17 protein-coding genes and 2 pseudogenes are annotated in these 11,553 nt (G+C 51.8%); 16 read left to right on the top strand and 3 right to left on the bottom strand.

Features of this window, described 5'->3' with window-relative positions:
- Window positions 1-113: 113 nt before the first annotated feature.
- The 4 genes and pseudogenes from ACJHYD_RS24190 to ACJHYD_RS24205 form a co-directional block, all read left to right on the top strand.
- A pseudogene (locus ACJHYD_RS24190) lies at window positions 114-179 on the top strand (IS1 family transposase); the annotation flags it as partial.
- 69 nt (window positions 180-248) lie between these two features.
- Window positions 249-692 (top strand): hypothetical protein, encoded by a 444-nt coding sequence (locus ACJHYD_RS24195; RefSeq protein WP_370726574.1) that lies wholly within the window; start codon window positions 249-251, stop codon window positions 690-692.
- Between the two features lie 935 nt (window positions 693-1,627).
- Window positions 1,628-1,862, top strand: a pseudogene (locus ACJHYD_RS24200) (type II toxin-antitoxin system RelE/ParE family toxin).
- Window positions 1,863-1,989: 127 nt separating this feature from the next.
- On the top strand, window positions 1,990-2,271 hold the full coding sequence (locus ACJHYD_RS24205; protein WP_001333089.1) for a hypothetical protein: 282 nt from the start codon (window positions 1,990-1,992) through the stop codon (window positions 2,269-2,271).
- Between the two features lie 122 nt (window positions 2,272-2,393).
- Here the strand turns inward: ACJHYD_RS24205 and ACJHYD_RS24210 are convergent, their stop codons facing one another.
- The 3 genes from ACJHYD_RS24210 to ACJHYD_RS24220 form a co-directional block, all read right to left on the bottom strand.
- Window positions 2,394-2,744: a plasmid partitioning/stability family protein gene (locus tag ACJHYD_RS24210; protein ID WP_000361389.1), complete on the bottom strand. Its 351-nt coding sequence runs from the start codon at window positions 2,742-2,744 to the stop codon at window positions 2,394-2,396.
- A gap of 2 nt (window positions 2,745-2,746) precedes the next feature.
- Window positions 2,747-3,709, bottom strand: a complete 963-nt coding sequence (gene parM, locus ACJHYD_RS24215; protein WP_000959884.1) for a plasmid segregation protein ParM — start codon at window positions 3,707-3,709, stop codon at window positions 2,747-2,749.
- A 105-nt stretch (window positions 3,710-3,814) separates the two neighbouring features.
- Window positions 3,815-4,021 carry a hypothetical protein gene (locus ACJHYD_RS24220; RefSeq protein ID WP_306173356.1) on the bottom strand — a complete coding sequence of 69 codons (207 nt, stop codon included), beginning with the start codon at window positions 4,019-4,021 and terminating at the stop codon, window positions 3,815-3,817.
- Between ACJHYD_RS24220 and ACJHYD_RS24225 the strand changes: the two genes are divergently transcribed.
- The 12 genes from ACJHYD_RS24225 to ACJHYD_RS24280 all read left to right on the top strand — a co-directional run bounded on the left by ACJHYD_RS24225 (window position 3,922) and on the right by ACJHYD_RS24280 (window position 11,451).
- On the top strand, window positions 3,922-4,149 hold the full coding sequence (locus tag ACJHYD_RS24225; protein ID WP_170942586.1) for a hypothetical protein: 228 nt from the start codon (window positions 3,922-3,924) through the stop codon (window positions 4,147-4,149). The two genes, ACJHYD_RS24220 and ACJHYD_RS24225, sit on opposite strands and share 100 nt — an antisense overlap.
- Before the next feature lie 76 nt (window positions 4,150-4,225).
- Complete coding sequence (locus tag ACJHYD_RS24230) at window positions 4,226-4,909, top strand: DNA methylase (protein WP_000085883.1); 684 nt, start codon at window positions 4,226-4,228, stop codon at window positions 4,907-4,909.
- On the top strand, window positions 4,910-5,131 hold the full coding sequence (locus tag ACJHYD_RS24235) for a hypothetical protein (RefSeq protein WP_001104881.1): 222 nt from the start codon (window positions 4,910-4,912) through the stop codon (window positions 5,129-5,131).
- Window positions 5,132-5,144: 13 nt separating this feature from the next.
- On the top strand, window positions 5,145-5,579 hold the full coding sequence (locus ACJHYD_RS24240) for a DUF1380 family protein (protein ID WP_000274503.1): 435 nt from the start codon (window positions 5,145-5,147) through the stop codon (window positions 5,577-5,579).
- 50 nt (window positions 5,580-5,629) lie between these two features.
- Window positions 5,630-6,406: a hypothetical protein gene (locus ACJHYD_RS24245; RefSeq protein ID WP_001383963.1), complete on the top strand. Its 777-nt coding sequence runs from the start codon at window positions 5,630-5,632 to the stop codon at window positions 6,404-6,406.
- Between the two features lie 417 nt (window positions 6,407-6,823).
- Window positions 6,824-7,249 carry an antirestriction protein gene (locus ACJHYD_RS24250; RefSeq protein ID WP_001198928.1) on the top strand — a complete coding sequence of 142 codons (426 nt, stop codon included), beginning with the start codon at window positions 6,824-6,826 and terminating at the stop codon, window positions 7,247-7,249.
- A gap of 46 nt (window positions 7,250-7,295) precedes the next feature.
- On the top strand, window positions 7,296-7,718 hold the full coding sequence (locus ACJHYD_RS24255) for a DUF1380 family protein (RefSeq protein WP_000271762.1): 423 nt from the start codon (window positions 7,296-7,298) through the stop codon (window positions 7,716-7,718).
- Complete coding sequence (locus tag ACJHYD_RS24260; protein WP_001027493.1) at window positions 7,715-7,906, top strand: hypothetical protein; 192 nt, start codon at window positions 7,715-7,717, stop codon at window positions 7,904-7,906. Before ACJHYD_RS24255 ends, ACJHYD_RS24260 begins: the two co-directional genes overlap by 4 nt.
- A 1,037-nt stretch (window positions 7,907-8,943) precedes the next feature.
- Window positions 8,944-9,174 carry a hypothetical protein gene (locus ACJHYD_RS24265; protein WP_000218642.1) on the top strand — a complete coding sequence of 77 codons (231 nt, stop codon included), beginning with the start codon at window positions 8,944-8,946 and terminating at the stop codon, window positions 9,172-9,174.
- A 51-nt stretch (window positions 9,175-9,225) separates the two neighbouring features.
- Window positions 9,226-10,587, top strand: coding sequence for a DUF3560 domain-containing protein (locus ACJHYD_RS24270; protein WP_000170695.1), 1,362 nt, complete (start codon window positions 9,226-9,228; stop codon window positions 10,585-10,587).
- A 46-nt stretch (window positions 10,588-10,633) separates the two neighbouring features.
- A complete protein-coding gene (locus ACJHYD_RS24275) occupies window positions 10,634-11,197 on the top strand; it encodes a class I SAM-dependent methyltransferase (RefSeq protein ID WP_015059007.1) in 564 nt (187 codons plus the stop codon).
- Window positions 11,197-11,451: a hypothetical protein gene (locus ACJHYD_RS24280; RefSeq protein WP_012615294.1), complete on the top strand. Its 255-nt coding sequence runs from the start codon at window positions 11,197-11,199 to the stop codon at window positions 11,449-11,451. The genes ACJHYD_RS24275 and ACJHYD_RS24280 overlap by 1 nt, the downstream gene beginning before the upstream one ends.
- Window positions 11,452-11,553 lie beyond the last annotated feature (102 nt).

Below are 11,553 nucleotides of genomic sequence, written 5' to 3' on the forward strand. Positions count from 1 at the left end.
CCACAGAATGATGTCACGCTGAAAATGCCGGCCTTTGAATGGGTTCATGTGCAGCTCCATCAGCAAAAGGGGATGATAAGTTTATCACCACCGACTATTTGCAACAGTGCCTCTCAAAATCGGTGGAGCTGCATGACAAAGTCATCGGGCATTATCTGAACATAAAACACTATCAATAAGTTGGAGTCATTACCAAACAGGGATTATTTATTCTCTCAGGCGAGAATAAAATAGACGAAGAATGTTTCATTAATATAGTCCAAACGGCTGTCGCCATAAATAACATCGGTAGAGAATCTAATGGTTATATTTTAGTTGGTGTTTCCGATACCAAAGCTACGGCAGACAGAGTTAAGACTTTATATGGTGTTACCCCTATTGAGTGCAATGGCTATTATATCAATGGAATTGATCATGAAGCTGTAATTCAATCAAAAAACATAGATAATTACTTTCTGTTCATAAAACAAAAAATAGAATCATTTAATTTTAATGAGGCTTTGAAACAACAAATACTAAAAGATATTTCATTATGTTCATATGAAGGACTGCATGTTTTAAAAATCGAAATAAAAAGTGTCGGAGAAGTCTGTCATTTTGAAAATAGGTATTATATAAGACAAGGAACAGCTACGCATTTAATCACTGACGGTGAAGCAATTAGTAGTTTACACAGATTATATTACTCATAATTACTTAAGCACTATGAAGGTATCATACACCTTCATAGTGTACTTTTTTACTGCGCTTTGGGGCTAAATTGTTTTTGTGAATAGCCAGAATATCGTGGCTACGGCGGCAATGGAAATATATGATCTCTGCTGCCAGAGACTGGAGATGTAATTGGGGGCAGTTTGGATATCGAAAATTATTGTACTATAAGGGGTCCGCTTGAGGGGGCCGCTTGGAAAACGGAAATTTTCCCACGCTAAGAGAATTGAGTTGAACGAGTGGTTACATCTAGGCCAGCTAACTCACTGAACGTAAAGGCTGTACGAAATGTTCCGACCGTCCGATAACCATTTGGCTTACTTCCGTACATTTCCTTGCGTAGATGTACAGAATTGTACGATTTCGGACACCAAAACTGCTGTTGTCCCGGTGCATGAAGCTACTTTCCGGGTTGGTGGTACTGACTTTGGTGTTCTTAACGACGACGTTTTCAACTCTGAAAATCGCCTCTCTGCACGGGGATTTTTACCCCCCCATAGAGCCGTCATATAAATTCAAATTATTAACTTTGATGGTAGAATTATCTTAGGTTTGATAAAATTTTGAGCCGTCGCCGTTTACTTCACAGGATTCAATATAATGGCTAAATATACAGTTTGTGATTACCAATAAACTATTAGAAATAATGGGAATGGTTGTGCCAATCTCTATCTGGAGGTCTTATTGCAGGGAACATCCACCCCATCGTTACACCAATACAGAATTGCCCCCGATACAAGACATCCAGACATTAACCTAATAAAAGCGCACCTTGACGAGGGCTTTCAGCAGGCAAAGTCTGAGGGATTAAAAGTAGAGATTTCAGATTATAAAGAACGTCTTTACCTGTACATTAGAACACCTGGTAATAACCTAATGCAATATTCTGGTTGCAGAGAAAAATAATACAGTCGCGCTGGATACGCTGACATTGACGCAGTTATATGATTTTCTGGCGTTGGTCAGTAAACCAGCTGCAGCCAAAACGGTGTAGTCCCTGACACAGGCGCCGGTCATTCTGTTAACTCATCCACGTATGGGATGAACAGTTGTTTCAGTTTGAAACCAGGGATGTCAGACGGATTTTTGCTGGCGAGTACGAAATCCGTTACGAACTTAATGGCCAGACTATTTATGTATTGCGCCTGTGACACACACGAGAAAACAGGTAGATTGTGTGTGAGGGCAACTTTAACATAGCCTGCAGGTGTTAATTCAGGAGCATTGTTATCAGACCAAATATTTTTCATTCCATTAAATAGTCTTGTAGGGGATAAAATGAATTACGATGAAATAACGAAAATCACTGCAGAACGTATTAGCGACTACATGACTGAAGCGGTTAATACAGACTCTAAATCTGTTGCGGAAATGTTTCATAACGCTGCATGGGGAGTGCTATCATTGTGGTTTGAACTCGTCACAAAAATAGATCTGGATATACATAAAAAGAACAGGTATGCAAGTTATGATTTTAGAAGAAAAATCGAAATGCAGCATGAAGAGTTTCAGAAAATGACAGAGCGTGAGCAAGTGCCTTTATTGAAATTGCCTGAATAACAGAGACAGTGCAAACGATTATTTCATAATAACGATTATGTAATGACTGGTAAGAAAATAACTTGATTGAGTTCCCTTTATCCAGCCTGATAGTGGATAAAGGGAACTCAATAATAATTGAATTAATTTATTAGCTTCATCGCATTTTTTTTGGTCTCTTCATCACTTTTTTGCTCTTGTTGTGAAGAGGATTGAGTGACTATTGAAGAATTAAAATCGGCCATCTCTTTTGGAAATAGCGATCTCAATATATTCACGATATCTGAAAATGTGGTTTCTTTCGTCAGCAGCTCACATAAAAGGAAAGGGGTCCGGGGATCTTGTCTGTATAAGGCCAGACCTGCCGTCAGTGCGGCCCGGTTAAGGCGGCTTCGTTCCCCTTGCGGGATACTGTCCAGTGTATCACAAACAATTTTATCTGTTTGATTTACATCTGGATTTAGTTTGAAGGCAATGGTTCTGCGCTTGTCCATCATTAATTACCTATGAGATACATACCGTTAACTAAATCATATTGAGAGTTATTGGTTTTGAAAAAACGTTCATCACGAATCTGTGTGTGTTTTTTTACTGCATCGCATATTAATTCTGCGCCACCGCCTATAACCATAACATGAGTATAACCAGAAAATTCATTGAGCGTATTTAATACACGTTGCTCAAGTTTACGAAGTGCTTCATTCATTGCTTCGGTGACTATTGATATTTTGTTCTCATCATTAATTCGTTGCTTCAGATAGTTATTATCTTTTCTGTGAATGATTATATCGTCAGCAAGATAGCTACTTCCTTTTGTTCTCGCAAGAGAAAGGGCATCTTTTACTGCAGATGTAACCAGAGAGACACCAAGAGATGAGTCTCCGTATATTTTACTGATCCCCGATAATTTCCCCATTACCTGAGAAATATCTAATGTGGTGCCCCCGAGATCTATAATTAATAAAGAATCTAACTCATCCAGTTCTTGTAGAACTTCATAACCTGCCGGTATAGATTCAGGCATGACTTTTACATCTTTTATTGTGAATGTATCCCCGCCATTTAATGTAATTTTTTTCCGGAAGTTTGCTTTCTTACGCTCAATATTTTCCGTATTGGGTTGGTTATTTCTGTCGTAATACTCTGTCAGAGGAAGTGTGCAAACAATATCCACTTCGCTTACCGGCAGACCACTGGTCAGTAAGGCGTGATGCACTGCAACGACATTAACGTCGCTGTATTGCCATGCGATATTGGTTGTGACTACAGCATCCGGGCTGATTGGATCAAATGAATACTGTTCGCCGTTCAGTGTGTAGTTAAAGACCTTTTTATCACCAAAAGAGACTGCCCACTCGCGTTTGAAGCTGTTCGGGCTAATGTGCTGTTTAATTGTTCCGTCGCTTTCCTGCCACTGTAGTTTGATGTTTGTTGAACCGTCATCAATGAATACCAACATTTATAAAACTCCTTATGGTGTTTTTTTGGTGTGTGTTTGGGTATGTTTTGGGTTTTAAGTGGGTTTGTTTGTCAAGTTTACCCCATTTCAACCATCAATCAATGATTATTTGTCTTGTTTTGGTGTTTTATTGGGTTGGGTATGGGTTGTTTTTGGGTTTTGTTTGGCGGGTAACAAAAGATGTCGCCGGGCTCCTCTTTTTACTGCGCCGGCTGACGCGGCGCGGCAGGAACGCTGCCTGTGGTCAGTGTCCCGCGTCCGGCCGGGCACGGGACGGGCGCTTTTACCGCTCCCGGCTGGCGTTGGTGACAGTGTACGCCAGCCCGTCGCCCTTTTCTGATGAACGCCCTTCAAGCCGCTTTCGCGGCATATCCTCGCCGTCAAAAAGACGACGGCTGCGGTATTCCACGGTCGGCCTGACCCGTTACCGGACGCGGTGAACAGCCCACAGGCAGCGGGGAACGGGCACCACAGGGGTGCCCTCCCGGTGCCCTCTGTAAGAGAAGGAGTGCTGTTATGTCCCGTTTTATCCTGGGTGACTGCGTGCGTGTTATGGCCACGTTTCCGGGCAATGCTGTCGATTTCATCCTCACCGACCCGCCGTATCTCGTCGGTTTCCGTGACCGTTCCGGGCGCACCATCGCCGGCGATAAAACCGATGAATGGCTGCAACCAGCCTGTAATGAAATGTACCGCGTACTCAAAAAAGACGCGTTAATGGTGAGCTTCTATGGCTGGAACCGCGTCGATCGCTTTATGGCCGCCTGGAAAAATGCGGGATTCAGCGTTGTTGGTCACCTGGTCTTCACCAAAAACTACACATCGAAGGCCGCATATGTGGGCTATCGCCACGAATGTGCCTACATCCTGGCAAAAGGCCGTCCACGTCTGCCACAAAACCCGCTGCCGGACGTGCTGGGCTGGAAATATTCGGGCAATCGCCATCACCCGACGGAAAAGCCCGTTACCAGCCTGCAACCGCTGATTGAGAGCTTCACACACCCGAACGCAATTGTGCTGGACCCGTTTGCAGGCAGCGGCTCAACCTGCGTCGCCGCCCTCCAGTCCGGACGCCGGTATATCGGTATCGAGCTGCTTGAGCAGTATCACCGTGCCGGGCAGCAACGCCTTGCCGCCGTGCAACGGGCCATGCAGCAGGGGGCCGCGAATGATGACTGGTTTATGCCGGAGGCTGCGTAAATGAACTATGCAGGACACGAAAAACTGCGCGCCGAAGTGGCGGAGGTGGCCAATGCCATGTGCGACCTGCGTACAACCATGAATGAGATGGAGCAGCGGTACAGCTTTAATGCCGACACCCTGCCGGAACGTCTGGTGCGTCAGACGCTGTTTCGCGCAAACCGCCTCCTGATGGAGGCATATACCGAAATTCTGGAACTGGAAGCGTGCTTTAAAGATTGAGAAGGAGACGAGAATGTACGGAACATGCGAAACGCTATGCCGGGAGCTGGCAGTAAAGTATCCGGGAGACATGCCGCTGATGCTGGTTATCTGGTCCCCGGAAGAGATTCAGGCACTGGCTGACGGTATGGAAATTTCTCTGACCGGTCATGAAATCAGGACCGTCCTGGCACGCCTGGAGGACATCCCGGAAGACCAGCGGATTGAGTCCGGTATTTCTTCCGCTGCGGTGATGGAGATTATCCGCAACGAGAGCGAAAACCGCCTGGTGACCGTCCCTGCTGAACTGCTGGCGTCCCTGATTCAGACCGCTGAACAGGCATTGTGGAAACGTGAATGGGCCGCCCGGGATCATGGCCTCGCCGTCCCGGAATGCGTCACCCGCCGTCAGGAGGTGGTTAATCAGGCCCGCACCCTGCTGAAAAACAACACACACGAAAACGACTGATGTTATCGCCGCCTGCCCTGCGGGCGGCGATACAGGGAGAACGCTTAATCATGAACGAAAACAGCACGCTGAACGCACTGATTTGTCGTCACGCCCGCAACCTGCTGCTGGCGCAGGGCTGGCCGGAAGAGACGGATGTTGACCAGCGTAACCCGAAGTATCCGGGCTGGATCAGCATTTATGTTCTGCTGGATGCGCCCCGGCTGGCGACGTTACTTATCAACCGTCACGGCGGCGTACTGCCGCCGCTCCTGGCCTCCGCCATTCAGAAACTGACCGGAACCGGGGCGGAACTGGTACTGTCCGGCAGTCAGTGGCAGTCGCTGCCGGTACTTCCGGCAGACGGAACGCAGGTGTCTTTCCCGTATGCCGGAGAATGGCTGACCGAAGACGAAATCAGGGCTGTACTTGCGGCGGTGCGCGATGCGGTACGCAGTGTCAGTTGCCGGGTGGCAGAAGATGCGCGGCGTATCCGGGCGGCGCTGACCACCACCGGTCAGACGTTGCTGACTCGCCAGACGCGCCGCTTTCGTCTGGTTGTGAAGGAAAGCGATCACCCCTGCTGGCTCGATGAAGATGACGAAAACCTGCCCGTGGTGCTCGATGCCATCGTGAACCGGGGAGCACGTTTTTCGTCGGTGGAAATGTACCTGGTCAGCGATTGTATTGAGCATATCCTGTCCAGTGGGCTGGCCTGCGATGTGCTGCGTATACCGGATGAACCGCCCCGCCGCTGGTTTGACCGTGGTGTTCTGCGGGAGGTGGTCCGGGAAGCCCGGGCCGAAATCCGCAGCATGGCGGATGCCCTGGCAAAAATCCGGAAATGATGACGTTGGCGGGGTAAATCCCCGCCTTTTTCCTGCCGGTCCCCGGACAGAGCACAAAGGAAGTCGCCGCCGGCTCCGCTTTACCCGGCCATGCGGGGCATGGCCTTGTGGGTTTTCAGTTATGTGGCCTCAGCGTCGTGTGCGGGCTGTGCCGTGCCTCCATCGTAGCCGGGCTGGCAGGGATGCAAGGGTACGCTTCGCCGCTGCGGTCACCCGGTCCCTCCTTCCCGTCTGCCGTGATTTTCCGGTCGTTCACCCGCTCAGATTTCGCGGTCTCACCCTCCAACTCCCGCCAGCCGTGTGCGTCAGGCTGCGGCTTCCCTTGCGCCCTGTGCATCCCCGCCTTATCGCCCGGCTTTTATGGAGGCACGGCACCGCCCGGTGTCGCGGAATATGTGAACAACGGAGGAAAACATCATGCAATATGCGAAACCTGTCACTCTGAACGTTGAAGAGTGCGACCGTCTCTCCTTTCTACCGTATCTGTTTGGCAACGATTTTCTGTATGCCGAGGCGTATGTGTACGCGCTGGCGCAAAAAATGATGCCGGAATATCAGGGAGGCTTCTGGCACTTCATCCGCCTGCCGGACGGTGGCGGTTACATGATGCCGGATGGCGACCGTTTCCACATGGTGAACGGTGCAAACTGGTTTGACCGTACCGTGAGTGCTGATGCCGCAGGCATCATTCTGACTTCCCTTGTGATTAACCGCCAGTTGTGGCTGTACCACGACAGCGGGGATGCAGGACTGACCCAGCTTTACCGGATGCGCGATGCGCAGTTGTGGCGTCACATCGAATTTCACCCCGAATGCAACGCGATTTACGCGGCACTGGACTGATTAACGGACGGGGCGGCAATGCCGCCCCTGTAAAGGAGACGAGAACATGTACTGTACTGTTAAAGAAATTATCCGCGAAGTGCTGAACACAGACGTGCCGGACAGTGAATGCGTTTTTGCCGTGGTGCTGACCCGTGGGGATGTGCGTCACATAGCCCAGGACTGGAGTCTGACAGACGATGAGCTGGAAACCGTCATGCAGCGACTGGACGATGCCTTTGCGCATGGTGCGGATGTCAGCATTGTTCACGACGTTGTTCGTGAGCTGATGGAAGAAAAGCGCGCCAGCCGTCAGGTGACAGTTCCGGCGGTGATGCTGGAAAAAGTGATGGCGCTGGCAGGCAGTGAAATGAAGCGCCTGTATGCCGTCGGGAGCGAGAACGGGGGCGACGGTGACGCATTCGTCAGGGAAGAACGCGAAGCAATGGACGTTGTGTTACAGGCGCTGGACGGGGAGCACATGTCATGAATATCAGCACAGAAACCCGCGAAATTCTGCGCAATTACAAAGCCGTGATTAATGCGCGGCGTCGTGAAATGGGGCAGAAACCGCTCACCACTGCGCAGATTGTTGATGAAATCTGCGATTTTGTGGCGAATCAGCAGGCTGTATTCCTCGGCGGTCACTACATCCTTCAGGGCAGCATAAACAGGTGATACAGGGGCAGGCGGTGGAGGCCGCCTGTCAGCCCGCGCGAAAACCCCTGGCAGGCTGACGCCTGCCGGAAGGGAAGCGGGCCACGCTGGCGCGTCGCCCGTTACCCTTCCCGTCTGTGATGTGTCTGACTCAGGAGTGTTTCTTTCTTATGTTATGGAACTGTTCCTGATGTTGTTGTTCCTTTATCTACTGCTCTGATTCTGACTACTGCAGTGTTGTTCTGTCTGCCGGGCGCACCTTCGGCTCCCGGCTGCCTGGCGGCATCCGGTCGTCAGGCCCGACTCCGACAGGCAGCTGCTGGCGCACCTGCCAGTCTCCGCCGAACCCGCTGGCGCGGTTTCGGGCTGCCGCTACGGTCCGATGCGTGAAAACCCCTGGCTTGCAGCGACCGTTCCGGTCGCGCCGCCTCTGTCGCGCCGTGGCCTGCGCTCCCGGCATCCCGGCAAAAGGCCGCCGGGATGTAAGGGGCAACGCCGTTTCGCGCACGCGCTCTCCGTCGTTGCGGCGGGCCCCTGCTCATTGCCTGCCGGGTGCCACACACCCGTATGAGTCCCTGTCGCCGGGGGCATAGACAGCCACAACCTGCCGCACTGACTGTCCAGGGTAAATGAACAGCCCACAAAATTTTTTACCCAAAAACCGGTAAAAAATTTTGCGTTCTGCCCAGGACAGGTGCGTCAGGCCGTGGCAGTGATGCCCCTTGCGGCGAAGGTTCTCAAACGGGTGAAGTTCATACCACAGGGAATACAGCAGCAGGTTCCCGCGAAACGTCAAAACCGCGGCTCCCGAAACTCAACGGGTGATGTTCTTTAAAAATCAGGATTTATTTCAGGCTCCGGCAATACGCATTTATTTGTTCTGTCAGTCATCCGGCTGGCAGGTAATGAGAACGCAGGAACAGAAGGAGGAAAACACCGGAGAACGTCAGACGCAGATATGAAAAAAGCAGGCCGGGGAGGACCTGCTTAATCCACACCGCAAAAACTGTTCGAGCAGTTTCTGCGGTTCCATTCAACAGTCATAAGGAGTTTCATTTATGACGGTAAGTATTGTTTCACCTTCCGCAGCGGCTGTAAAGCCCCGCCGTCATCCCCGTTTCAGACGCGAAGACATCCCCGCGCCGGAAATTGACCCCGTGCTGAAAGCCTTCGGGCGACACATTGCCCGGAGTTTTCACCGGGGACGTGGTGTACACATCCCCGCCATGAAAAATACGGCTTTCGGGCAGGTGCTCCGCACACTCGAACTGAAACGCGCTTTTAACTGATGAGGTGAGCCGCCCCGCGAGGGGCGGCAACAGACGGAAGGAGAACATTTTATGACATTAGCTGCAATCACCATGACCGCCCCGGAAGCCGCCAGCCCTGTGCAGATGTACCGCGCGACCTACTCACCGGATGACAACAAACTGCGCCTGTATGCCGCGTCACGTCTTGACCCGGAGACGTATAAAAAAGTGCATGATGCCGGTTTCCGCTGGGCACCCAGACAGGCGCTGTTTGTCGCGCCAGCCTGGACACCGGGCCGGGAAGACGTGCTCCTCTCACTTGCCGGAGAGATTGAGGATGAAGACAGCACGCTCGCTGAACGTCAGGAAGCACGGGCGGAGCGGTTTACCGGATACAGCGGAAAGCGGGCCAGTGAATCCGCACAGGCACTTGATGAAGTGGAAAGACTGGCCGCGATGATCCCGCCCGGTCAGCCCATTCTTGTGGGGCATCACAGCGAACGCCGCGCCCGTCGTGATGCGCAGCGTATTGAAAACGGCATGAAACGTGCCGTGATGCTCTTTGAACGTGCGGAATACTGGGAAGAACGGGCGCGGTCGGCACTGCTTCACGCGAAGTATAAAGAACGCCCGGACGTTCGCTGGCGTCGTATCAAAAAAATCGAAGCTGATTTGCGCAAGGCTGAAAAGACCATCGCACAGTCGCAGAAATATCTGACGATGTGGCGGGCTGAATCGCTGGATCTGAATATGGCAAAACTCATCAGCAGTCATGACCATATCAGCGCCTGTTTCCCGCTGGATACGTATCCGCGCCCGGCAGAAAAAAGCCAGTATGAAGGGAGCCGGTCGTTATGGTCGGCCCTGGATGATGACATCATCACCACGGAGCAGGCCCGCGAAATTGCGATCCGCTGTCATGAACGGCAGATTCAGCATCAGCAACGCTGGGTTAACCACTATCAGAACCGCCTGATCTATGAGCGTGCCATGCTGGACGAAAGCGGCGGCGTGGTTACCCGGACACAGGATTTTGAGCCGGGCGGACAGGTTTTCAGCCGGGGCGAGTGGCTGACTATCATCCGCGTGAACAAAAGCAACGGGGCGGTGAGTTCAGTCACAACGCCAAATTACAGTTTTCTCGGGTACAGCGGCACGATGAAAGTGACGCCCGATCGCATCACGGACTACAAAGCACCATCGGCAGAAGAGGCTGCCGTCGCCAGTCAGGCCGCGAAGCGTCCGCCGGTAGTCAACTATCCGGGGGAAGGTTTCCGGGAAATGACAAAGGCGCAGTGGGCCGCCCTGCCCCGGGACTGTAAGGCCGTGCGCAGTGTGGAAGAAGCAGAAGACCACGGGGCATACCGCTACCGCCGCACAATGGACAATAATTTCCGTCTGGTGAATGTGTATATCACCGACATGAAAATCACGGAAATCCCACAGAAATAAGGTATATCCCCCCGGGAAATCCCCGGGGGATGACGGAGATAATGATATGCACAGTCAGTTAAGAGAACGTATCCGGCTGATGCGCGCAAGGCTGGATAACGCCGCGCCGGTTGCTGAAATCCGGGCTGAATCTCAGCTTTTTGTGAGTCCTGCCCCGATCTGTGATCGCCTGGTGACGCTGGCGGAAATCAGCAACCGTGATCACATTCTGGAACCCTCTGCCGGCACCGGGGCCATACTGCGGGCGATTCGGGATACCGCGCCGGAGGCCATGTGTGATGCGGTGGAGATTAACAGCGGGCTGGTCCGGTATCTGCGGGAAAATTTTAACGGTGTCAGGGTACAGTGTGGCGACTTCATGGAATGGCAGCCGGTGCAGTATTACAGCCGGATCATTATGAATCCGCCGTTCAGTCACGGGCAGGATATCCGGCATATCCTGCGGGCTTTTTCCCTGTTGCGTCCGGGGGGCGTTCTGGTTGCCGTCTGTCTCAACGGGCCACGCCAGCAGGAGAAGCTGTTACCGTTTTCTGACGTCCGCGAGGAGCTGCCGCGCGGCACGTTTGCTTATACCGATGTCCCGACGATGATTATTCGTTTGCGTGCCTGATGACACAGGGCTGGCGGGAGGATAAATGCCCGTCTGTCCGCGCCGGGAAAAAACCGCGCGCCGGTGGCGCTGAAAGGGGCCGCGCTCACGCGCCGCCCCTTTCATTACGCGGACGTTCTGATGGGGGCTTCTGTCTTTTCAGACCTGTCATTTGTCTGTTACTGATGATGTTGTTGTTCCTGCTACTGCTACTGCTACTGCTACTGCTACTGCTACTGCTACTGCTACTGTTCTTCTTTTTTCTACTGCCCTGATTATTGTCTGTTTTGTTGTTCTCCTGCTTATGCCTTTTCCGGGCGTCCCCCTGGCGGGGCGGGCTGTCGTGAACGGAGCCAGCGAAGCTGTCTCCGCCCTGG

It is taken from the genome of Escherichia sp. WS1368, from assembly GCF_046487485.1.
GTDB classification, from domain to species: domain Bacteria; phylum Pseudomonadota; class Gammaproteobacteria; order Enterobacterales; family Enterobacteriaceae; genus Escherichia; species Escherichia coli.

Bases quoted from the DNA above. Each gene is read 5' to 3' on its own strand.
- ACJHYD_RS24205 (WP_001333089.1), top strand. From the start codon at position 1,990: ATGAATTACGATGAAATAACGAAAATCACTGCAGAACGTATTAGCGAC.
- ACJHYD_RS24210 (WP_000361389.1), bottom strand. From the start codon at position 2,744: ATGGACAAGCGCAGAACCATTGCCTTCAAACTAAATCCAGATGTAAAT.
- parM (WP_000959884.1), bottom strand. From the start codon at position 3,709: ATGTTGGTATTCATTGATGACGGTTCAACAAACATCAAACTACAGTGG.
- ACJHYD_RS24230 (WP_000085883.1), top strand. From the start codon at position 4,226: ATGTCCCGTTTTATCCTGGGTGACTGCGTGCGTGTTATGGCCACGTTT.
- ACJHYD_RS24235 (WP_001104881.1), top strand. From the start codon at position 4,910: ATGAACTATGCAGGACACGAAAAACTGCGCGCCGAAGTGGCGGAGGTG.
- ACJHYD_RS24240 (WP_000274503.1), top strand. From the start codon at position 5,145: ATGTACGGAACATGCGAAACGCTATGCCGGGAGCTGGCAGTAAAGTAT.
- ACJHYD_RS24245 (WP_001383963.1), top strand. From the start codon at position 5,630: ATGAACGAAAACAGCACGCTGAACGCACTGATTTGTCGTCACGCCCGC.
- ACJHYD_RS24250 (WP_001198928.1), top strand. From the start codon at position 6,824: ATGCAATATGCGAAACCTGTCACTCTGAACGTTGAAGAGTGCGACCGT.
- ACJHYD_RS24255 (WP_000271762.1), top strand. From the start codon at position 7,296: ATGTACTGTACTGTTAAAGAAATTATCCGCGAAGTGCTGAACACAGAC.
- ACJHYD_RS24260 (WP_001027493.1), top strand. From the start codon at position 7,715: ATGAATATCAGCACAGAAACCCGCGAAATTCTGCGCAATTACAAAGCC.
- ACJHYD_RS24265 (WP_000218642.1), top strand. From the start codon at position 8,944: ATGACGGTAAGTATTGTTTCACCTTCCGCAGCGGCTGTAAAGCCCCGC.
- ACJHYD_RS24270 (WP_000170695.1), top strand. From the start codon at position 9,226: ATGACATTAGCTGCAATCACCATGACCGCCCCGGAAGCCGCCAGCCCT.
- ACJHYD_RS24275 (WP_015059007.1), top strand. From the start codon at position 10,634: ATGCACAGTCAGTTAAGAGAACGTATCCGGCTGATGCGCGCAAGGCTG.
- ACJHYD_RS24280 (WP_012615294.1), top strand. From the start codon at position 11,197: ATGACACAGGGCTGGCGGGAGGATAAATGCCCGTCTGTCCGCGCCGGG.